The sequence below is a fragment of the Acidobacteriota bacterium genome, assembly GCA_040754075.1.
In the GTDB taxonomy this organism is placed as follows: Bacteria; Acidobacteriota; Blastocatellia; order UBA7656; family UBA7656; genus JBFMDH01.
The window spans coordinates 49,493-70,878 of sequence record JBFMDH010000022.1 but is presented as its reverse complement, the minus strand read 5'-3'; the positions used below and the strand labels follow the sequence as shown (position 1 = coordinate 70,878).

Sequence of the window (21,386 nt, the reverse complement as noted above, 5' to 3'; positions counted from 1 at the left end):
CCTCGTCAAACTTAAAAGGCGAACGAACCTGTACGCAGTGTCAAGGGATAACAAATCATGATGGAAGGTAATCTCGCGGATAATCATCTGGTAAGTTTGATTCAAAAAGCTTGTCTTGAAGGGCGGTCAGCCAGTCTGGTGTTGCGCCATCGCGCCCAGGAGGGCGCCATCTTTTTTATGAAAGGTGAAATGTTGCATGCCGTTCTTGGCAAAACCGAAGGCGAAGAAGCGTTTCATCAACTCATCACCTGGCATGATGGCTTTTTCCGAATTATCGAACAGGAACCGCTCCCTTACCGCACCATTCATAAAGATTGGCAGGAAGTGTTGCGCGAAGCTGAAACCTTAAACCTCATTACCTTACCGGATGACGCGCAAGTTGTCGCTAAGGTGTCTGCTTCATCGAACTTCGCTTTTGTAATGCCGGAGATGAGTGAAGATGAACAATTGGAATTCAAATTAATTGGCTTGCTTGCCAATTTGGAGCGGTTGGTCGTCAAACTCAGCGAACCGAAAATGCAGAAAAATGGCGAAGCGGTTTTGCAAAACCTTACAGAGATGGTGAATCAATTAGTCGATTTTGTGATGAATTACAAAAAACCGCTGGCGGCACAATCTTTGTTATTGAAAAACGCTTCGGATGACTTTCTGCAATTTCAGCCGAGCGCCAAAACCGCGCTGTGCGATCATTGCCAGCATCAGGTACAAACCCTGGCAACCTTCTTCGCGAAAATCGAAGAAGATTACCAAACGCCGTCGATGCGCGACGAATGGCGGGAGATGTACGAAATCTTTTTAAGCGCGCTCAATAACCAACTGGCAAAAGTCAGTTTTGTTTAACCACCAGGACTTTTGTCAGGCAAATTCACGACTCGCATCAAGGCAACGACCCACAACTTTTCTTCATCAACTTCCTGAGTCTGAAAATCCGGCTCAATCCGTCACAAGCAAGCGAGAACTGCTTGACTTAATTCATCGAAGCGTACAACAATGTTGACTACCCAAGACAAGTTCCCGCTTTTTGTTACCCCCACAGAACCTATTTTCAGGATAGTCTTCTCAGGAGTTTTGCTATGCCTTCAAGGAAATTAAATTTGTCTATTTTCGCGTCAGCCATTTTGCTTGTCTCCCTCATCATTCCGGTATTGGCTGAAAATCAATCTATTGAAACCTTACTGGCTTATTTAAAAAGTCCGGTTACGGAAACGCGTGAGGATGCTGCGCGCAAATTGGGCGAACGTCGGGCGCGCGACCCGCATGTGGTCGATGCGCTGGCGGTTGCCGCGCGTCGTGATGAAGACAAAGATGTGCGCATCGAGGCGATAAAATCTCTCGGTTTAATTAAAGATTTATCGGCAACCGCTGATATGATTGATGCGCTCACAGATGCCAACAAAGAGGTGCGCCACATCACGGTGCGCTCGCTGGTAGCGCTTTATACCGAACACAATATTGATTTCATCACCAACCATCGCAAAGGCTGGAATCGTTTAAATCCGTTTATGGACACCGATGATCGGGAAATCATCGAGCCATATGCTGCCGTCGATCCGGCAATCATTAAAGCCTTAGGCGAAACCGCGCGCAGCGATTTCGACCGCGAAGTTCGACTCGCGGCAATTCGCGGGCTTGGTGTATTGCGCGGACGCGACGCGGTGCCGCAACTCGCGGATGCGTTGAATGCCGACCAGAATGTTCGCGTGGACGTGATTCGCGCAATGATTAAAATCGGAGACCCTGAATCAGGTCGCTATCTGGTGCCGTTTTTCCGCGATTCCAATGAAGAGGTTCGCACTCAGGCAATTTTTGCCACGGGCTTTTTAAAATATCGCGGCGCAGTGCAACCGTTGATGTCATTGTATGGTCGCGGCGAAGAGAGCAAAGGCGCATTAAAGACCATGAAAGATGTGTTCACGGGTTCTGCGCCGCCGCGTGATAAAGCCGCGCTCTATGCCCTGGCGTTAATCGGTGATGATCGCGCTGAACAGATTTTTCTCGAAAATCTGAATGATAAAGACAGCGAACGTCGCCGCTACAGTGTCGAAGGGCTGGCGCGCATTGCCGATAAAAAGTATGCCGATCAGTTATCAAGAATGTTGCTGATTGAAAAGAATGGCGATGTGAAACTGGCACTGAACTGGGCGCTTTACAAAATGGGCGAACGCGAACAAATTCGCAATATCGCGCCAAAACTTTCAACCGGGCAAAGCGAACAGGCTTATGGTTACTTGATGGAAACCGAATATATCTCTGACCTCTATCCTTACGCGCGTTCCGCAAATCTGGAAGTTCGTCATAAAACCATCGAGATTCTCGGCAAAATCGGCGATAAAGCGACCATCGCTGAACTTGAACCGATAGCCACGACTTCGGGTGTGGAAACCGCAAACAATGCGACGCTTGCCATCAAACGCATCGAATGGCGCATTGCCGGGAAACCGCGCGCCAGTGATGAAGTTTTACGTAAACAGACGCGCCCGCGCCGCGCCGCCAATCCCCAATAACCCTCTCTCCAAAACAAAAAGGCTGAACGGACGCGACTCCGTTCAGCCTGATAAAATGATTAACGAAAGAACCAACTTGATGTTTGTTGGGTTAGTCGCATTCTACGTTCACCCCTCATCGCACACAATAGTTTTATTGTAAAAAACCAATAAAAATGCGCCTGAAACCCGCAGCAAAGCTTGCGCTTGTCGAAAGCGCAAGCGATACTGCTTCAAACTTGAAACTGTGCAATTCACCATACTCAAGAGGGAAGAGATATGCTCAAAAAATTTCTCATTGCTTTAACTTTGGCTCTCAATTTCACTATCGCCTCAACCGCAATCGCGCAGGAACACAACAAACCCCTGCAACCTAAAAATGATTACAGCCAAGGCGAAACCTGGCTTTGTCGTCCGGGAAGAGATGATGCCTGCAAAGTTGATTTATCCACGACGGTGGTTGCCGCAAATGGCAAGTTGACCAAAGAGATTTTCAAACCCAACCCGAAAGCGCCTATCGATTGTTTTTATGTTTATCCGACGGTTTCCAATGACCCGACGCCCAACAGCGACATGGTTGCCGGCACCGAAGAAAAAGCGGTGATTCAAGTACAGTTCGCGCGCTTTGCTTCCGAGTGTCGCGTATTTGCGCCGCTTTATCGCCAAGTTACCTTGACTGCCCTACGCGCCGGAATTGCCGGAAAGCCCATGCCGGTTGACCGCGCGCTTGGTTATAACGATGTGCTTGATGCCTGGAACTATTATCTGCAAAACGACAACCAAGGTCGCGGCGTTGTGTTAATCGGTCATTCGCAAGGTTCAGGCGTACTCACACAACTGATTCGTAACGAAATTGACGGCAAGCCGGTGCAGGAGCGCATTATTTCAGCGTTGTTGCTGGGCACCAATCTTCCTGTGCCGAAAGGAAAAGATGTCGGCGGCGCATTTCAAAAGATGCCGCTTTGCCGGTCGTCAAAACAGACGGGTTGTGTGATTGCTTATGCTTCGTTTCGCGAAAGCGTGCCGCCGCCCGCCAATTCACGATTTGGTCGCGTGGCGGGCGAAAATATGATGGCGGCTTGCGTCAACCCTGCGGCGCTTGGCGGTGGCAGCGGCGAGTTGCACGCCTATCTTTCGGCGCGGGGTCGCAGTTTCAGTTCATCGGCTGAACCACCGGCATGGGTGACACCCGCAAAAACGATTGATACGCCTTTTGTGAGCCTCCCCGGTTTGCTTACGGCTGAGTGCCTAGCCAATGACAAAGGCTCATATCTTGCGGTCAAAGTTCATGGCAATCCACAAGACCCGCGCACCGATAACATCGCCGGTGATGTGGTTACCAACGGACAGGTGATGATGGATTGGGGCTTGCATTTAATCGATGTACATCTGGCTATAGGCAACTTGATTGACGTTGTGCATGAGCAGGGCAAAACCTATCTGGCAACAAAAAAGAAAAAGTAATCCGACGATGAAGGTGAACAGATGAACGTGAATAATTGTTGAAACTGACCTGAACAGTTTTGTTGCGAAGGCTCGAAAAACGATAAGTGTCCAGGTGAGCATTGTCGGCTTTCGAGCCTTCGTCGTTTACAACTTTTCATTAACACACCATAAGTTTTAAACGGTGGCGATGTTCAATCTCTGCCTGCCGCGCAGCAATTGAAAAGTAAACGGTGATTTGGCACTGCACTTTTTATTGTATAAGCTATTGCTTTCCTAACGTCTTTTAAACGCATACCGAAATCTATTTTTCACCAAGGAGCGTCTGATGATTCGTCTATTTCGCCTTAACCTCGCTTTTTCATGCTTGCTGATTATCGTTCTTTCTTTGCCTGTGCCTTTATTTGCGGCAGACAAACGAAACCTTACGGAAATGGATTTATTCAAATTCGTATGGATTGCCGACCCGCAGATTTCGCCTGATGGTTCGCGGGTCGCTTTCGTAAAGGTCTGGGTCAATCAAAAAGCTGACCGTTACGAATCGGCGCTGTGGATTACTTCAACAGCAGACGGTCAGCCAAGACAACTGAGCGCGGGACCGCGCGACGCGAGTCCGCGTTGGTCTCCCGATGGCAAAATGCTTGCCTTCATTCGTTCGCCGGAAAAAGAAGGACGTCCGCAACCGCCACAGATTTATCTGATGACCTTTGAAGGCGGCGAAGCGCAACCGCTTACGGAGATACCGCGTGGCGCAGGCAGTTTTGACTGGTCTCCCAACGGCAAAATGATAGTCTTTCAAAGTTCGGAAGAGATGAAAAAAGCCAAGCCTGCAAGCGAAGGCAGCAGCAAAGAAAAACCGACGGAACGCACCAGCGATGTGCGGGTGATTAATCGCGCCACTTATCGGTTCAATGGCGCGGGCTACCTCAATGCCCAATCCCGGTCGCATCTCTGGACGGTAAGAATTCCTACAGTCCCAGGTGAAATATCCACGCCGAATCAAATCACCAGAGGCAATTTCGATGAAGGCAATGCCAGTTGGTCGCCCGATGGTTCGCGGATTTACTTTACCGCCAATCGTGTTGTCGAAACCTATTACGAGCAACCGCGCACAGACCTCTATTCAATTAACTCGGATGGCAGCGATGAAACGAAGGTCTTGAGTTTTGCAGGCGGGATGCGCAATTACGCATTCAGCAACGATGGCAAACGCCTTGCTTTTACCGGCGCGCTTTCCGAGAAACCCGCGTTGTCATACAAACAGCCCGATTTATTTGTCGCTGATAACAGCCTGGGCGCAACCGCGAAAAACCTGACGGCAAATTATGATTTCGATATTGGCGGTGGCATCGGTGGCGACCAGCGCGCGCCGCGAGGTGGCGCTCCCGGCGGCGTCATCTGGAGCAAAGACGACCGCTTCATGTATGTCAACGTCGCAGAACATGGTCGCGCCAACCTAAAACGCATTGATGCAGCAAGCGGCAAAGTCGATATACTCACCAAAGGCGACCACGAAGTTCAAGCTTATACGGCAAGTGCGGATGGCTCGAAATTCGTGGCGTTAATTTCCAATTCAGTTAATATTGGCGACCTGTTTTTGCTTGAGACGGCGTCGGGAAAACTCACGCAGCTTACCCATATCAACAACGAACTGTTTTCAACATTAAATCTCACTCACCCGGAAGAAATCTGGTACACCAGTTTTGACGGCAAAAAAATTCAAGCGTGGATTCAAAAGCCACCCGATTTCGATGCCTCGAAAAAATATCCCTTCATTCTGCAAATACACGGCGGTCCCCATGCAGCCTACGGGTTTACCTTCACCCATGAATTTCAATGGATGGCGGCGAAAGGTTACGTCGTGCTTTACACCAATCCGCGAGGCAGCACCTCTTACGGGCAGGAGTTCGGCAACATCATTCAGTACAACTATCCCGGCGATGATTATAAAGATTTGATGGCGGGCGTTGATGAAGTGTTAAAGCGCGGCTACATCGACGAAAAACGCATGGGCGTCACAGGTGGCAGCGGCGGCGGTGTTTTAACCAATTGGACAGCCGGGCATACGCAACGTTTCGCGGCAGCGGTGTCGCAACGCTCAATCGCGGATTGGGCGGGCTTCTGGTACACGGCGGATTTCACGCTCTTTCAACCGACGTGGTTTCGCGCCGCGCCCTGGGAAGACCCTGAAGATTTCGTCAAACGTTCGCCGATTACTTATGTGAAAAATATTACGACGCCGATGATGTTTATCGAAGGCGAAGCCGATTGGCGCACGCCTCCGAATGAAGGCGGCGAAGTGATGTTTCGCGCCTTGAAGTATCGCAAGATTCCCACGGTGATGGTGCGTTTTCCGAATGAATCGCATGAATTGTCGCGTTCGGGCGCGCCCTGGCATCGCATCGAACGCTTGCAGCACATCGTCAACTGGTTTGAAAAATATCTGCAAAACAAACCCATCAAAATTTACGATGTGGAGTAGCGATTAAAAGGAAATGGTGATGCGATGTTTTACAACTCAGACCTGACGCATCACCATTTCCTGAGCAGAATTTGTTCGTTATCGTTGACTCGCGCTTTTTGCCGATGATGTGGTTCAATCACCTCCCGCTATGCGAATCTGGCTCTCGAAAAACAGTGAAGTGCCGGTGCGCGAACAACTCGCCACGCAAATCACGCTTGGCATCATTAGCGGCGACCTCAAACCCAATCAAAAACTGCCAAGCACACGCGAACTTTCGCATCGTTTGCAAATTCATCAAAACACCGTGAGCGCCGCTTATCGCGATTTAGCCGAACGCGGTTGGGTCGAATTTCATAAAGGCAGCGGCGTTTATGTTCGTGAACTTGATGCCAGTCTCGCCAGTGATGCAACGCTTGAACTCGACAGGTTAATCGCAAACCTGATTCAAACGGCGCGGGCGAAAGGCTACGGGATGCGCGAAATCGCTGCGCGCATCAAACACTGGATTGAAGCCCAACCGCCTGACCATTTTCTATTGATTGAACCTGACGAAGGGCTTCGCCGGATTCTCGTGGCAGAGATTGAACAGGCGACAGGCTTTCGCGTGCTCGGTTCAACTATTGAAGCCTGTGCTAAAAATTTAGCAGGCGCAGCGCCCGTCGCGCTCTATTCGCGTACCGAGCAGGTTCGCGCCGCGCTCCCCGTCGGTGCGTCCTGTCTCTTTTTGCATATGCGTTCGGTTCCCGAAGCCTTAGAAGGACAAGCGCGTCCTGAGGCTGAGGATTTAATCACCGTGGTGTCGCATTGGGAAGAGTTGTTCAAGTGGTCGCGCACCGTTTTAGTTGCCGCAGGGATTGACCCCGAAACCATCTGCTTTCGTTCGGCAGGTGTTGACGATTGGCAGAAAGGCTTACAGCAAAGCTGGTTGGTGATTACTGATGCGTTGACTGCCGAACAACTCAACACTGACTGCAACTACCGCGTCTTTCGCATCCTCGCCGATTCATCGCTTGATGAACTCCGAAAATTCAAAGATTTCCTCAGCAAACCGCTTACTTAGATTGTGACACTTAAAAAACTGTCACAACCCGTCAACACAACTGCTGGCAAACCGCGTAAACTCCCGACTGTACAAATCGCAGATGGAGGGCAAATTTATGTTTCATCAAGAGAGGTCTATTCATTCGTTCAAGCGTCAGGCAAGCGCATTTTTATTGATGTTACTGGCGATTTTCACTTATCAATCACTAGCACAAACCAACAACTTGCAACGATCAGCCAGGTACACACTGCAAGCGAGCCAGCCAGACACCGTTTCGGACAGAGACCCGCGTGTGTTGCTCGCTTCGGCGAAAACCGTTTATGTCAATTCGCAAAGCGCCTTCGTTAAAAACAAAGCGATGATTAGCGCCCTCAATGACCACAAAGAGTTGCGGCAATACGGACTCGGCGTAACCGATAGTATGTCGTCGGCTGATTTAGTGCTTTCAATAGACCGTCAACCGTTCACTATTGAGTATTCATTCACGGTGATTCACGTCCGCACTCGCATCGTCGTCGCCAGCGGTCATGTCAATTCATTATTCGGAACCGTGCCCGGCAAAATCGCCAACAGTTTCGCCAAACAACTGAAAGCCGCGCATCAACCGGCAAAAGGAAAATAGAAAACCAGGCGGCGACGCAGCAATCACTCGCCTGATGTCGGTTGCACGTAGATTTTTTCACCGGAGTTGTTTATGTCAATTTCACGTCGCGAGTTTCTTGAATTCTTAAAAGCTTCTTGTGCAGTAGCCGTGTTGCCTGCCGAGGCGTTTACTGAAACCGGCTACGGTAGCCAGGTTCAAGGCAACGCAAAAAATAATCCGGTTTCGGAAATTTTTGTCAACGATGTGCATTCGCAACTCAACCGCACTCGCGTGGCAAGATATTTTACGCCGAACACCGCGCAAGACCTTCGCGCAATTCTTCGGGACGCTAAACAACAGCGAACCCCTGTAAGCATCTGCGGGCATAAACATTCGATGGGTGGGCAGCAATTCGCCACCGACAGTTTTTTGATTGATATGGGTTCAATGAACCGGGTCTTGGATTTCGACAAAACGCGCGGCATCGTCGAAGTCGAAGCCGGAATCGAATGGCCCGCGCTGCTTGATTATCTTCGCAAAGCGCAGGAAGGCGACAGCAAACAATGGGGCATCATGCAAAAGCAGACCGGCGCTGATCGGCTGTCAATCGGCGGCGCGCTTGCTTCAAATGTTCACGGGCGGGGACTCAAATTTAAACCCATCATTGATCAGGTCGAGTCGTTTACGATTTTGAATCACGCGGGCGAATTGGTGAAGTGTTCGCGTCAGGAAAACTCAGAACTCTTTCGGTTAGTTATTGGTGGCTATGGGCTGTTTGGCATGGTAATTTCCGTGAAACTGCGTTTATGGGAACGCAAAAAAGTTCAGCGCGTGGTTGAGATTCGCGATACCAGAGACATCCCGCAAATGTTTGAACAACGCATCAAGGATGGTTACCTGTACGGCGATTTTCAATTCGCCACCGACAGCAGCCGCGAAAGTTTTTTAAGTCGTGGGGTATTTTCCTGTTACCTGCCGGTTGACCCATTGACGCCAATTACCGAAAACCCGACGCGCTTTCATCCGCGAGATTGGGAACGCCTGACTTACTACACCCACAAATACAAAAAACGCGCCTTCGATGTTTACACCAGGCGATACCTTGCAACCTCCGGGCAAATCTACTGGTCTGATTCACAGCTTTCGGCGGCTTATGTTGACAACTACCATGAAGCCTTAGACCGCAGGCTCGGCGCAAAACTGAAAGCGACGGAGATGATTACGGAAATCTATGTGCCGCGCGAAAAACTGGTCGCATTTATGATGGATGCCAGGCGCGTGTTACGCGCGCAAAATGCCAATGTGATTTATGGCACGGTGAGGCTGATTGAAAAAGACACCGAAAGTTTTTTGGCGTGGGCGCGAGAAAGTTGGGCTTGCGTGATTTTCAACCTGCACGTCACGCACAACACGGAAGGCATCGAGCAGGCGGCGAATTCTTTTCGCTCTCTGATTGATTTGGCGATTAAACATAATGGCAGTTATTACCTGACCTATCACCGCTTTGCGCGGCGCGAACAGGTTGAACGATGTTATCCGCAGTTCAAAGAATTTTTGCAACTGAAGTTGAAATACGACACGCAGGAAGTATTTCAAAGCGACTGGTATCGCCACTACAAAAAGATGTTTGAAATGGAAAGCGTTTAGAGCGGTTTACTCATGGCTGTTAAAAAAGCGGTCTCTAAATTATTGCCGTTGAGCAAGCGGTCTCTGACCGCGCCAGAACAGGTTAAACCGCCTAGACGCAAAAGACACCCAGAATTATTCACTCAGGCGGCGAATGGCGTGAGTCAGACGGATACTGCCCGGACGCATAGAACATCTGCGTACACCGTCGCGCTTGCGTTCGTTCGCCGCTTCTATCGCTTTGAAAAGATTCGTTCGATATTTCTGGCACTGTGCAAGACACGAATGATTTGAATATCCGTGCCGGTTATCTGATAGAAAATAACATAGCTTTCTATGAAAAAACTGCGAAGCCCTTTTTTCAAGTCATCTCTAGCTCTTCCCATTTGCGGCATTTTCGCCAAATTATCGCACATCAGTTGCAGGCGGGTCGTAAAATCCAAAGCGGCATCTTCATCTATCTCGGCAATGTAATCATAAATGTTCTGAAAGTCTTTTTGAGCAGGGCGACTGAAAATGCACTTTTTCATTGGGTTTTTCTCAGCATTTTATGTCTTTCACGGATTTCCGCAAAAACTTGCTCAGCCGGAATACCTTCGCCGTTTTCCAATGATTCGATGCCTTCTTCGATGTCGCGTTTGAGGGCTTCGTATTTCAGCCTGTCGAGTTCTTCCTGTTCTTCGAGAACTTTAAAGGCTTCGCTGATGACCTCGTTTGCCGAAGTATACTTACCGCTTTCAATGCGCTCGTTTATTTTTTTCTCTAATTCGGGCGACAGCGTGATAGTCATAAAAATTTACTCCTTCTGCTTTTTGCAATGTTTGTCAAAGTATTCGGCAGATGCAAATTCATGTCAATCACTTTAATTTTCATTTCAGGCGTTATTGACTTCTTCGGCGGCGCGAACCCCCGATTCCAATGCCCCGTTCATCCAGCCGTGCCACGCGGAAGTGTGTTCGCCTGCGAAATGAATGCGTCCCTCGGCTTGTTGCGCGAGCGGTAAAAGCGTTGCCATCTGTCCCGGCTCGAAATAGGCGAATCCACCGCGCGTCCAGGGGTCTTCGTGCCAGATTTGACTTATCCCCATATCCAATTGCTTTTTGGTTACACCGAACATTCCCGACATCTGCCTCTGCACTTCACTTTGCCGGTCGGTTTCGCTCATCGCGCTTAAATCCAAAGCCCGCTGCCCGCCTGCATACGATGCCAGGATGCCGCGTGCGCCCGGTTGAGTAATCGTCGGTGAATAGGTGTTTTGCACATTCAAATCGGTGATGCCGTAACCGCTCAATTTACTCTCTTCCCAGATGCGACGACGAAATTGCAGATAGGTGCGCGTCACCGGCGTCAGTTTCAATTCATTAATCACCTGTTGTTTTTCAGCCGAAAACGCCGGGGTCACAGGAATATTTTTCAACACCGGAAAGGGAATCGTACAAATCACCCGGTCAGCATTGATACTTAAACTTTCACCGCCCTGCGTATAATAAACCGTCACGCCGGTTGCGGTCTGTTCGAGGCGTTCAACGATGGCGGCTTTGCGGAATTGCTTCTTGACCTTCTTTTTCAGCGCGCTCGGCAATAAATCCATGCCGTCAATGATTTCATAAAAGATGGCGTCCGAAGCGATGGCTTCGGTGACGACGCCGTCCATTGCCGAAACCGAATCCAGTCCGAATCCGAGGATGCCGAGTTGCGAAGCTTCAATAATGCGGATGGCATCTTCGGATGCGCCTTCATTAATTAACAACTGGCGCAAAGACAGCGAATCAATCTGCCGCAACATTTCGGTCGGGAACCCTGCGCGCCGGGGATTGCCGACTTCGCGCATATAATTACCAAGATAGAGCGCCGGCATACCGCCGATGCCTGCCTGTCTTTCGCTTGCCTTTAAATCAAGCGGAATGGTCGTGCTTGACGGGCCGATGCGGAATTGCTGTCCGCGAATGTTTGCCAGCGAATCCAGGTCGATGCGAAATGCCGGACGAATCGGCAAACTGAATTCACGCGTGTAGTCCCACGTAAAGGTGTGGCTTTCGGGAAAAGCGACGGGTCCGGCTTCGGCATATAACCCATCGTCGAAATCGCGCAGGGTGCGCACACGCCCACCCGGTTGTTTGCGCGCCTCTAAAACAGTAACCGTGTGACCGGCTTTTTTAAGTTCGTAAGCGGCAGCAAGACCTGCGAGTCCGCCGCCAAGGATGACGACATTTTTCGGCGTGCCTTGAATCGTCAGATTGTTGCGTTTTCGGGCAATAGAAACATTCGGTAGTAATGCAAGTGCGGCTGCGCCAAGGCTCAAGTCTTTAATGAACTGGCGACGATTAAATTTGTCGGACATTTGAAAACTCTTTTATAGAACTAAAAATTCGCTTCACTCTTCCAGACGCAGTGCGCCGGTTTCGAGTTTTGAAGCATCGCGTGATGATTCACGGGGAATTTGTGTGGGACTTGTCACTCCTATTCTAGCAAAGAATTTCTTTTTGATAAGCTCATCATAGAGGTGCCATTTCATGCGGTTCAATTCATCATCAACGATTCCCGCCAAAAAACCTATGGGAATTTCAAACCCACCGGCACCGCGTCGTCCGCCGCCGTAATAACGTCCGGTTTCGGTTGCGCCCAATGCTTCTTTTAAAAACTCATCGGGGTTGAGCGTCACTTTATCCGTGCGCATCGAACCGACCACCATTTCGCGGTCGCCTTTGATGATGATGCCGTAAACAATCGCGGTGTGAACATTCTCTTCGGTGAGTAGAAAATCCGCAGCTTGCGGAATCGAGTCGCGGTCTTCGACGCGCAAGTAGCCGACGCCGGAAATCGAGTAGCTGTCTTGAATGGTGCGATTTTCGAGCGCCAGCCTGACCACATCCATGACTTTTTTTGAACGCTTCACGGACATAATGTCTTCAAGCATGGAATGATCAATGAGGTTGGTAAGAAAAGTCGCAGCCTCCATTTCTTCCAGATGAGCGCGCACCAGTCCGCTGGTTTCGCTGCGAATTCCGTGCATTAAAGAGGTCGCCAGCATCACGCATTTGGGGTCGTTCTTTTTCAGTTCAAACAACCCTTCGCGAAGGTATTCGGTATAAATGGTTGCCGTGGCTCCGACTTTACGAATATCTGTGAAATCGGCGGTGATGCGGTTTTGCGGTTCGTGATGGTCAACGATGACCAGAGGCTTTATCCCGAGGGCTTCAAAGCGGTCTGTGAGTTTTGAAGTTGTTCCTTGATTATCGACAAACACGGTGCCTTGATATTGTTTGAGGTCACAGCCTTCACCATAACGCACCAGATCAATATCGGTGAGTTGTACCAGCGCGAGATTTTCCTGATGCGAGATGCGACCTTCATAAATGATGTCACATTCAATAGCAAATCGCGCCGCAATCATTTTGTGCGCCCATGCCGAAGAGATGGCGTCGGGGTCAGGATAATCTTGCATGACAATGGCATGGCGCTCACCTCGATGTTTTTCAAGCAAGGCGACCAGTTCGGCAGATTTTTTTAATGGCACAACCTCTGCCGTTCTACCACTCACATCGGTGAGAGTTCTTCTGTCTCTCGACATAAAATTCTCCTTATTCTTATCGTCCACGCAGATTGAATGCCTCTGCCTTGACCGAAGGGAATTGTAGCCCTTGCGTCGCGCCGAGACAACACAACATTTCCAAGCAAGTCGGGTTCCGCGTCCTTACCTATTTGCCATATTTTTGCTAAAAACAACCGGTCGCTTTTGAAGAATTGACGAGATGCAATCAATCGAATGGGAACAGGAATGACGCGGACGCATTAAATTCACCCAACGCTAATCCGTGAATCCCCGTCGCATTCGGGTCATTGGTGCTCTATCTTTGCATAATCGCTAAACAGGTTTTCGCTCAAGGACATTTTATGTCGCGGCTTTTGCTCATAGTTTATCTTGCAACCCTCGCACTGCTGCCGTGGATGTGGTTTCCACCCTTTCCTTTTTTGCATGAACACGCGCAGTGGAGCGATGCCTTATTTGCCGTTACCGCCGTCATCTGGTTTTTCGAGCGTGTGAGCAAACCTCAATTACCGCGAATTCGCCCGCTGCATTTTGCAATTGCCGGATATTTTATTGCCGCGACCTTATCGCTGGTTTTTGCTTCATCCAATGCGCTGGCAACCGCCCCAAAACTTTTAGGCATCGGCGAACTTTGTTTATTCACCATCATCACTTCCGATATAGCCTCACGCGCAGAAATGATTAAACCGATTGCCTTGACGGTAGCAATATCATCACTCGCCGTCGGTCTTGCAGCCATCACCGGACTTGCGCTTTTTTATTTCGGCGTACCTACGCGACTCCTTGGAACTTATGGGGATTTAATGCCATCGCTCTATTATGCGCGTGTGCAGGCGGCAACCTATCAACCGAATATGCTCGCAAGTTTCTGCATTTTCGCTGCGGCAATCATTGAACATCCGGAGGCGAATTTTTCAGTCAGATTTCGCCGACTGGTGTTTGCGAGCCTGTTGCTCACCATAATGCTCACTTTTTCACGGGCGATTTTAATTTTTCTGGTCGCGGCTCTGATGCGTCGCGCCCAATCGCGCCGGCAAAAAATTATCGCTGCGGTTGCTGTCATCATCTGTATTGGGGTTATTGCCCTTTTGAGTTTCTGGAATCTCTCATTCGATCCGGCGCATCCATTTGCCGCGCATTTCAACTGGAATGAAGCGTCCAGCCGCTACACAACCATTGCAACGTCATGGCAATCACTTATTGACCATCCGATTTTCGGAGTGGGACTTGGCAACAGTCCCGGCTTCTATCGCGGGATGCCTTTTGACGCGCACCTGACGCCGCTCAACATCGCCGCAACCCTTGGGCTTCCGGCGTTGCTCGCCTTTACGGCAATCATTTTTCTTTTGTGGCGCAACAGAAAACGCCCTACAGATTTGGCGATTTGGAGCGGGCTTGCAGGAATGTTGATTGACGGGCTGGCAAACGACATTGAAGATTTTCGCCACCTCTGGGTGCTGTTCGGTCTGGCGGATGCAAAATCCGAGAAATGAATTTAAGCTTGGGAAGTCTTGTGAACCCCCAATGATAAAAAGCTAAAAAATGCCCATCGGCAATTTTTACTTTTGCCTTTTTACTTTTTACTTTTGCCTTTTTACTTTGAACTAAGCGCGGGATTTTCGCGAGAAAAATTGCTTTACAACAACCCAGATGAATTGGGAGTTACCGATTAAATAACGTCGCCACATGCGGCGCGGTTCGCTCATCAGTCTGTGCAACCATTCAAGCCCGGCGTTTTGCATCCACAACGGCGCGCGACGAACCGCGCCGCTCAAATGGTCAAAGCTGCCGCCAACCCCAAGCGCAAACCGCGCGCCGGTCTTTTCAACATTTGCCGCAATCCATTTTTCCTGTTTGGGCGAACCCATTGCAACAAACAGTAAATCCGCCCGACTTGATTTAATGTCTTCAACAATCGCCGGGTTTTCGGAATCGGTAAAGTAACCGTGATGCGAGCCTGCCACCTGTAACGTGGGATGTTGAGTTTTCAACATTTCAACAACTTTTTTCACAGCTTCATCTCTTGCGCCGAGAAAATAGACGCGCAGATTTTTTGCCGCAGCCGTCGCAATCAAGCGCGCAAATAAATCTATACCGGTGACCCGTTCTTTCAGCGGGCGTCCAAATAACCGTGAAGCCCAAACCACAGACATGCCATCTGCGGTCACCAGGTCAGCATTCGATATAATTCGTTTAAGTTCGCTGTCGCGAGTGGCAGTAACCACTTTGGCAGCATTCACCACAACCATGTAATGCGGTTCATTTTTGGCAATCAACCGACCAATGTTTTCGATGGCTTCGTCTTGACTGAGATTGTTTATGTCAATCCCGGCGATTGTGCAGTAAGCCGAAGGCAGGAGGCAGGAGGCAGCGGATAGGCTTTCATTCTCAGTTTTAGTTGCGGGTTGAATCTCTTTATTCAACGGTTGCATTTTCGTCTTCGACATTGATTTTTTCGCGAATCAGGTAAGTCGGTTTGTCCTGCGATTCGTGATAGGTGCGCACCACCATCTCGGCAATCAAGCCCATGAAAATAAATTGAATGCCCATAGCAAACATAATCATCGTCAAGGTCGCAAGCGGCATGCGGTTCAAATGGACACCTTCGATAAAGCGATAATACATTGCGGCTATAAAGGTCAAAAAAGCGATTGCCAGACAAATCATCCCGGCTGTGCCAAACAGATAAAGCGGTTTTGTCCAGTAACTCGCCATGAATTTAATGGTGATTAAATCATAGAGAACTTTAATGGTGCGCGAGAGTCCATATTTCGATTTACCGGCGTGACGCGCATGGTGGGTCACCGGAATTTCAGTTACTCGCGCGCCTGCCCATTTCGCGTAAATCGGAATGAAGCGGTGCATTTCGCCGTACAGTTTTACATCTGCCAACATTTCGCGGCGATAGGCTTTCAAACTGCATCCGTAATCGTGCAGGTGGACGCCGCTGATGAGTGAAATCAAGCGATTGGCAAGCATCGAAGGCACACGGCGGGTAATCATTTTGTCCTGCCGATTTTTGCGCCATCCCGAAACCACGTCATAACCTTCGTCCAATTTTTCGAGCAACCGTACAATATCCACCGGGTCATTTTGCAAATCGGCATCCATCGGAATCAAAATCTCGCCACGGGCGTGATCAATGCCTGCGCTCATGGCGGCTGTCTGACCGAAGTTGCGACGCAAAGCAATCACACGAACTTGCGGATTTTGCGCAGCTTTTTCGCGCAATTTCACCAGGCTATGGTCAGTTGAACCATCATCGACATAAATGATTTCATAAGTGCGCCCCAGCGTGTCGAGCGAGGCTTTGAGCTTGGCATCGAGCAACTCGATATTCTCTTCTTCGTTATAAACCGGCAGAAAAATCGAAAGCTCAGGTCGCGCGCTCGCTGTTTGTTTCACTGGTTTTAGTTTGTATTCTTTCATCGAATTAAAAAATAGTAGACGCCGCCCATCAACTAAGCAAGCAATCTTTTAATTGCGGATTGCGAATTGCGGATTGCGGATTATGTGATAGTAACCTTCGCAGGTTGCTATTCAAATAAATTGCTCTCGGCAATTCGCTTGATAAATCCGCAATCCGCAATTTGGGATTCCGCACATTGCACATCTGGCAAGGCATCGGATATATTTTTCAACATCCGGCGCGAGCAAATGTTGACTCGCGCTTGAATTGTCTTATGACTAGCAGCGAAAAAGTCGTCGCTTCAAACCGTGAAGCCTATTTCAACTATCACATCGTTGAGACCTACGAGTGCGGCATTTCGCTTACCGGCACCGAAGTCAAATCCATACGTCAAGGTCGTTGCAATCTTAAAGACAGTTATGCGCAGGTCAGGAACGGCGAAGCCTGGTTATTCAACGCTCACATCAGCCCGTATTCGCACGGTCATCGTGATAACCACGAGCCAACACGCACCCGAAAACTCTTATTGCATAAACGAGAGATTGATCGTCTGGCGGGCAAGGCTCAGGAAAAAGGGCTGACCTTGGTGCCCACGAAAATGTATTTTAAAAATGGTCGTCTTAAAGTCGAACTGGCAGTTGCCAAAGGTAAAAAACTTTATGATAAACGCGAAACCGAACGTCGCCGCGATGCAGACCGCGAAGCCCGTTCAGCGATAAAAGAAAGGAGCAGGTGATTGCGAATGCCTTGATTGCAGATTGCGAATTGCGGATTGCGGATTATGTGATAGTAACCTTCGCAGGTTGCTATTCAAATAAATTGCTCTCGGCAATTCGCTTGATAAATCCGCAATCCGCAATTCGCAATCCGCAATTAAAAGATGGAAGTCAAAGCCGATAATTCAAAATTTTATGAAGTCGAAGCCGATGCGCTGGTGGTTATGGTTTACGAAGGCGAAAAGGCTGATGAAGGCGTGCTCAGTGAAATTGACCAGCGCACCGGCGGAATTTTAAGCGAAATGCTCGCTTCGGATGAGATGCGCGGCAAGCAGGGCGATTCGGTATTCATCTATCGTCCGGGCAATATTCGCGCCAAACGCTTGCTGCTGGTTGGCGGCGGCAAACGCGAAGAGTTGAATTTCGATGCCGTTCGCAAACTTGCCGGAACCGCTACGCGATTTTTGCGCAGCAAAGGCGTGCGTTCGATGGCGATTCTACGGCGCTCGCACCTCGACATCGAAGGCAGCGTTCAGGCGGTTGTTGAAGGCGCATTGCTTGGCTTGTTCGAGCCGGATATGTATAAAACCGAAAGCAAAGAAGAGCGCCGCATTGATGAAATCATTTTAATCACTTCCGCAGAAGGCGCATCCGAAGCCCTGGCGCGTGGCGTCGAACGCGGCAAGATTATTGGCGATGCCGTGAATATGGCGCGTGAATTATCGAACGAACCAAGTTCCGTGCTGACCCCGACAGAACTTGCCGAGCGTTCAAAAGAGGTCGCGTCAACTTACGGACTCGACATTGATATCCTCGATGAAACGCGCATGAAAGAACTCGGCATGGGCGCGTTGCTTGGCGTGGCGCGCGGCTCTGACGAACCTGCGAAGTTGATTGTCTTGCGTTACGAACCCGAAGGCACAGAGCCAATGGGCAATGATGCCGATGTGATTGCGATTGTCGGCAAAGGCATCACCTTTGATACCGGCGGCATTTCCATCAAACCTGCCGAAGGCATGGAAAAAATGAAATATGATATGTCGGGCGCGGCAGCGACGCTTGCGGCAATGCGCGCCATCGCGCAACTCAAACCCCGCATCAATGTCATTGGCGTGATGCCTACAACCGAAAATATGCCTTCGGGTCGCGCTTATAAACCGGGCGATGTGTTGAGGGCGATGAGTGGCAAAACCATTGAAGTCGTCAACACCGATGCCGAAGGTCGGTTGATTCTCGCCGATGCCATCTCTTATGCGCGGAAACTCGGCGCGACAAAAATTATTGATTTAGCGACGCTCACCGGCGCGGTCTCTATCGCGCTGGGTCCGGTCAATGTCGGGGTGCTGGGCAATGATCAGAAATTTATTGATGAAGTTTGTCAGTCCGCAAATGAAGTTGGCGAACGGTTCTGGCAGTTGCCGATGGATGATGATTACAAAGAAATCATCAAGAGCGACATTGCCGATATTAAAAATTCCGGCGGGCGTTATGCAGGAACCATAACCGCCGCGTGGTTTTTACGCCACTTCGCAGAAAATACCCCGTGGGTGCATCTCGATATTGCCGGTACGGCTTGGGAAAATGAACGCAAACCGTATATGTCGAAAGGCCCGACGGGCGTAGCGATTCGCACCTTGATTAACTACGTCTGCAATCACGCCGCAAAATAAAATTGACGGTATTCACAGAGAAGCGGTCTGAGGCCGCTTCTCAACTGACCCCTTTTTCATTTCAAATTTGCTAAAAACTCATTCGCGACATCTTTCGGGCTGCGGTGTTCGCCGTCAACGGCGTAATTCAGGCGGCGCATTTCGGCGTCGGTGATTTTGCCTTCGATGAGTTTCAGGGCATCGCGGATTTGCGGATACGCAGTTAATACTTCTTTGCGAAATACGGCGGCGGCTTCGTAAGGCGGGAAATATTTTTTGTCGTCTTCAAGCTGAAACAAATCGAGTTTATCAATCAAACCATCGGTTGAATTTCCGGCAATCAAATCGACCTGTTTGGAAGCCAGCGCCCGATAGGTCAACGATAAATCCATTTCACGCGGCGGCGCAGAAAATTTCAAACCGTAGGCACGCGAAAAACCGGGATAACCGTCCTGCCGCGACATGAAATCCTGTCCGAACCCGGCACGCCATTTCGGCGCATACTGCGCGGCGTCCGAAATGGTTTGCAAATTTAAATTGCGCGCATCTTCACCGCGCACCAGTACAGCAAAAGTATTTTGAAAGCCGAGCGGAGCAAACCATTCAAGGTTAAACTCACGTTCGTATTCCTCTTTGACCTGGGCGTAAACTTCGCGCGGATCGGTCAGTGCCTGATGTTTTAAAATCGCCGCGAATGCCGTGCCGGTATATTCGACATAGACATCAATTTCTTTTGCAAGCAAGCCGCGATGGCAGAGGTCGCCGCCGAGTTCAAATTTGCGTTCGACCTGTGCGCTTAATTTGGTTTCCAGGAGTTGTGCGACAATTTCGCTTAGAATCACTTGCTCGGTGAAATCTTTCGAGCCAACGACGATTCGCACTTGCGAGCCGTTTGGCAAATTATTTGAGGATAGATTGAAAGCCGTTTGCCCCGATTTTTTTTGCCAGAAGAAAATCGCAAGCAAGGCAATCATTAACAAGATTGAAACGGTGGCGAGTCGTTTATAGGGATTTGCTGTGGCAACCGTTCGCCGGCGATTTGGCGTGAGGCTTTTTTCAAACCAACCGAGAAAAAAATCAGCCGCAAGCGCCATCAAGGCTGCCGGTATTGCGCCCGCTAAAACCAGATTGTTGTCATTCATTCTGAGTCCGCGAAAGATGTACATGCCAAGCCCGCCTGCGCCGATTGCTGCCGCAATGGTCGCTGTGCCTACGGAAATCACCGTTGCCACACGAATACCCGCAATAATGACACTGAGCGCCAGCGGCAATTCGACCTGAATGAGCATTTGCCACGGGGTCATCCCCATTGCCCGCGCCGCTTCGCGCACCGCCGGGTCAACGCCATTAATGCCTGTGAAGGTATTTCTGATAATCGGCAAGAGCGAATAAAGAAAAAGCGCAATGATAGCCGGTTTGCTGCCAAGACCGACGAATGGGATAAGCGCGCCAAAAAGCGCAAGGCTCGGAATGGTTTGTAAAATATTGGCAATCGCGAGAACCGGTTTTGCAAACTGCGGTTTTCGCGCAAGCAGAATACCAACCGGCACGCCAACGATTACTGCCGCACCGGTTGCGATGACAACGAGCAACAAGTGCTCGAAGGCGAGTTGCAAAATCTCGCTGATATTCTGTTTAAAAAATTCCCACAGGCTCATTGGTTCAGGGTTTCCAAAAAGGCTCTGGCTTCGACGCTTTTGGATTCAAGAAATTCTTTAGGTTCACTCAACTCAATCAACTTTCCGTCCTGAAAAAGTCCGATGCGCGTTGCCAGTTTGAAGGCTTCACGGATATCGTGAGTGACAAAAACGATGGTTTTATTGAGCTTTTTCGCTAAATTCGCGAATTCCTGTTGCAGTTCCGCGCGCGTCAACGGGTCGAGCGCACCGAACGGCTCGTCCATTAAAATAATCGGCGGGTCAGCGGCTAAAGCGCGCGCGACGCCCACTCTTTGACGCTGCCCGCCGGAAAGTTCCTGTGGAAAACGCTGTGCAAAAACCTGTGGATTTAATCCGACGAGTTCAAGTAAATCTCGAACCCGTCGGCGGGTTTTTTCTGCTTCCCAGTTTTCCAGACGGGGAACCAATGCGACGTTACGTTCAACCGTGAAATGTGGAAACAAGCCGGTTTCCTGAATGACATAGCCAATGCGTCGGCGTAACTTGATAATATCCCATTCGCTTGTTGGCGTGCCGTCAATCAAGATTTGCCCGCTCGTCGGTTCGAGCAAACGATTGATGAGTTTCAAAGTGGTGGTTTTTCCCGAACCACTGCGACCCAGCAGGACAAGCGTCTCACCGGGTTTGATGGCAAAGCGCAAATCTTTGACCAAAACTTTATCATTGATTTGCAGACCAACATCGCGAAATTCGATGGCAACCGATAAGTCTGAGTTTGGCGATGTGGTCATGTAAATTTTGG

Annotated in this window: 18 protein-coding genes; 10 read left to right on the top strand and 8 right to left on the bottom strand. The window is 49.6% G+C overall.

From position 1 onward, the window contains the following. Positions 1-57: 57 nt before the first annotated feature. From AB1757_21140 to AB1757_21110, 7 genes are all read left to right on the top strand, one after another. Positions 58-840, top strand: coding sequence for a DUF4388 domain-containing protein (locus AB1757_21140; GenBank protein ID MEW6129559.1), 783 nt, complete (start codon positions 58-60; stop codon positions 838-840). Positions 841-1,073: 233 nt separating this feature from the next. After that, the gene (locus AB1757_21135) at positions 1,074-2,504 is read left to right on the top strand and encodes a HEAT repeat domain-containing protein (protein ID MEW6129558.1); all 1,431 of its coding nucleotides are present in this window, start codon (positions 1,074-1,076) and stop codon (positions 2,502-2,504) included. Positions 2,505-2,762: 258 nt separating this feature from the next. Next, on the top strand, positions 2,763-3,947 hold the full coding sequence (locus AB1757_21130) for a DUF3089 domain-containing protein (GenBank protein ID MEW6129557.1): 1,185 nt from the start codon (positions 2,763-2,765) through the stop codon (positions 3,945-3,947). A gap of 307 nt (positions 3,948-4,254) precedes the next feature. Continuing rightward, entirely contained in the window at positions 4,255-6,408 is a 2,154-nt protein-coding gene (locus tag AB1757_21125) for a S9 family peptidase (GenBank protein ID MEW6129556.1), read from the top strand. A gap of 109 nt (positions 6,409-6,517) precedes the next feature. Beyond that, positions 6,518-7,450 (top strand): GntR family transcriptional regulator, encoded by a 933-nt coding sequence (locus tag AB1757_21120; protein MEW6129555.1) that lies wholly within the window; start codon positions 6,518-6,520, stop codon positions 7,448-7,450. Positions 7,451-7,547: 97 nt separating this feature from the next. Then, positions 7,548-8,054 carry a hypothetical protein gene (locus tag AB1757_21115; GenBank protein ID MEW6129554.1) on the top strand — a complete coding sequence of 169 codons (507 nt, stop codon included), beginning with the start codon at positions 7,548-7,550 and terminating at the stop codon, positions 8,052-8,054. A 72-nt stretch (positions 8,055-8,126) separates the two neighbouring features. Beyond that, positions 8,127-9,662, top strand: coding sequence for an FAD-binding oxidoreductase (locus tag AB1757_21110; GenBank protein MEW6129553.1), 1,536 nt, complete (start codon positions 8,127-8,129; stop codon positions 9,660-9,662). Between the two features lie 212 nt (positions 9,663-9,874). Here AB1757_21110 and AB1757_21105 read toward each other — a convergent pair whose 3' ends face one another. The 4 genes from AB1757_21105 to AB1757_21090 all read right to left on the bottom strand — a co-directional run bounded on the left by AB1757_21105 (position 9,875) and on the right by AB1757_21090 (position 13,212). After that, complete coding sequence (locus tag AB1757_21105; GenBank protein MEW6129552.1) at positions 9,875-10,171, bottom strand: type II toxin-antitoxin system RelE/ParE family toxin; 297 nt, start codon at positions 10,169-10,171, stop codon at positions 9,875-9,877. Further along, entirely contained in the window at positions 10,168-10,431 is a 264-nt protein-coding gene (locus AB1757_21100; GenBank protein MEW6129551.1) for a type II toxin-antitoxin system ParD family antitoxin, read from the bottom strand. The genes AB1757_21105 and AB1757_21100 overlap by 4 nt, the downstream gene beginning before the upstream one ends. Before the next feature lie 84 nt (positions 10,432-10,515). Beyond that, positions 10,516-11,982, bottom strand: a complete 1,467-nt coding sequence (locus tag AB1757_21095) for an NAD(P)/FAD-dependent oxidoreductase (GenBank protein MEW6129550.1) — start codon at positions 11,980-11,982, stop codon at positions 10,516-10,518. A gap of 33 nt (positions 11,983-12,015) precedes the next feature. Continuing rightward, complete coding sequence (locus AB1757_21090) at positions 12,016-13,212, bottom strand: bifunctional oligoribonuclease/PAP phosphatase NrnA (protein ID MEW6129549.1); 1,197 nt, start codon at positions 13,210-13,212, stop codon at positions 12,016-12,018. Positions 13,213-13,535: 323 nt separating this feature from the next. Here AB1757_21090 and AB1757_21085 point away from each other — a divergent pair, with 323 nt between their 5' ends. Further along, the gene (locus tag AB1757_21085) at positions 13,536-14,684 is read left to right on the top strand and encodes an O-antigen ligase family protein (protein ID MEW6129548.1); all 1,149 of its coding nucleotides are present in this window, start codon (positions 13,536-13,538) and stop codon (positions 14,682-14,684) included. A gap of 111 nt (positions 14,685-14,795) precedes the next feature. Here AB1757_21085 and AB1757_21080 read toward each other — a convergent pair whose 3' ends face one another. Both AB1757_21080 and AB1757_21075 read right to left on the bottom strand, forming a co-directional pair. Beyond that, positions 14,796-15,638, bottom strand: coding sequence for a WecB/TagA/CpsF family glycosyltransferase (locus AB1757_21080; GenBank protein ID MEW6129547.1), 843 nt, complete (start codon positions 15,636-15,638; stop codon positions 14,796-14,798). Next, positions 15,607-16,596 (bottom strand): glycosyltransferase family 2 protein, encoded by a 990-nt coding sequence (locus tag AB1757_21075; GenBank protein MEW6129546.1) that lies wholly within the window; start codon positions 16,594-16,596, stop codon positions 15,607-15,609. The genes AB1757_21080 and AB1757_21075 overlap by 32 nt, the downstream gene beginning before the upstream one ends. 278 nt (positions 16,597-16,874) lie before the next feature. Between AB1757_21075 and smpB the strand changes: the two genes are divergently transcribed. After that, positions 16,875-17,336 carry an SsrA-binding protein SmpB gene (smpB, locus tag AB1757_21070; protein MEW6129545.1) on the top strand — a complete coding sequence of 154 codons (462 nt, stop codon included), beginning with the start codon at positions 16,875-16,877 and terminating at the stop codon, positions 17,334-17,336. A gap of 144 nt (positions 17,337-17,480) precedes the next feature. Then, complete coding sequence (locus tag AB1757_21065; protein MEW6129544.1) at positions 17,481-18,986, top strand: leucyl aminopeptidase; 1,506 nt, start codon at positions 17,481-17,483, stop codon at positions 18,984-18,986. A gap of 56 nt (positions 18,987-19,042) precedes the next feature. On the opposite strand, the gene AB1757_21060 is transcribed toward AB1757_21065, so the two are convergent. Together AB1757_21060 and AB1757_21055 are read right to left on the bottom strand one after the other, a co-directional pair. Continuing rightward, positions 19,043-20,623 carry a glycine betaine ABC transporter substrate-binding protein gene (locus AB1757_21060; protein MEW6129543.1) on the bottom strand — a complete coding sequence of 527 codons (1,581 nt, stop codon included), beginning with the start codon at positions 20,621-20,623 and terminating at the stop codon, positions 19,043-19,045. Continuing rightward, positions 20,620-21,375 carry an ATP-binding cassette domain-containing protein gene (locus AB1757_21055; protein ID MEW6129542.1) on the bottom strand — a complete coding sequence of 252 codons (756 nt, stop codon included), beginning with the start codon at positions 21,373-21,375 and terminating at the stop codon, positions 20,620-20,622. Before AB1757_21055 ends, AB1757_21060 begins: the two co-directional genes overlap by 4 nt. Positions 21,376-21,386: the final 11 nt, after the last annotated feature.

Coding starts and splice junctions, on each gene's coding strand:
- AB1757_21140 (MEW6129559.1), top strand. CDS start 58: ATGATGGAAGGTAATCTCGCGGATAATCATCTGGTAAGTTTGATTCAA.
- AB1757_21135 (MEW6129558.1), top strand. CDS start 1,074: ATGCCTTCAAGGAAATTAAATTTGTCTATTTTCGCGTCAGCCATTTTG.
- AB1757_21130 (MEW6129557.1), top strand. CDS start 2,763: ATGCTCAAAAAATTTCTCATTGCTTTAACTTTGGCTCTCAATTTCACT.
- AB1757_21125 (MEW6129556.1), top strand. CDS start 4,255: ATGATTCGTCTATTTCGCCTTAACCTCGCTTTTTCATGCTTGCTGATT.
- AB1757_21115 (MEW6129554.1), top strand. CDS start 7,548: ATGTTTCATCAAGAGAGGTCTATTCATTCGTTCAAGCGTCAGGCAAGC.
- AB1757_21110 (MEW6129553.1), top strand. CDS start 8,127: ATGTCAATTTCACGTCGCGAGTTTCTTGAATTCTTAAAAGCTTCTTGT.
- AB1757_21105 (MEW6129552.1), bottom strand. CDS start 10,171: ATGAAAAAGTGCATTTTCAGTCGCCCTGCTCAAAAAGACTTTCAGAAC.
- AB1757_21100 (MEW6129551.1), bottom strand. CDS start 10,431: ATGACTATCACGCTGTCGCCCGAATTAGAGAAAAAAATAAACGAGCGC.
- AB1757_21095 (MEW6129550.1), bottom strand. CDS start 11,982: ATGTCCGACAAATTTAATCGTCGCCAGTTCATTAAAGACTTGAGCCTT.
- AB1757_21090 (MEW6129549.1), bottom strand. CDS start 13,212: ATGTCGAGAGACAGAAGAACTCTCACCGATGTGAGTGGTAGAACGGCA.
- AB1757_21085 (MEW6129548.1), top strand. CDS start 13,536: ATGTCGCGGCTTTTGCTCATAGTTTATCTTGCAACCCTCGCACTGCTG.
- AB1757_21080 (MEW6129547.1), bottom strand. CDS start 15,638: ATGTCGAAGACGAAAATGCAACCGTTGAATAAAGAGATTCAACCCGCA.
- smpB (MEW6129545.1), top strand. CDS start 16,875: ATGACTAGCAGCGAAAAAGTCGTCGCTTCAAACCGTGAAGCCTATTTC.
- AB1757_21065 (MEW6129544.1), top strand. CDS start 17,481: ATGGAAGTCAAAGCCGATAATTCAAAATTTTATGAAGTCGAAGCCGAT.
- AB1757_21060 (MEW6129543.1), bottom strand. CDS start 20,623: ATGAGCCTGTGGGAATTTTTTAAACAGAATATCAGCGAGATTTTGCAA.
- AB1757_21055 (MEW6129542.1), bottom strand. CDS start 21,375: ATGACCACATCGCCAAACTCAGACTTATCGGTTGCCATCGAATTTCGC.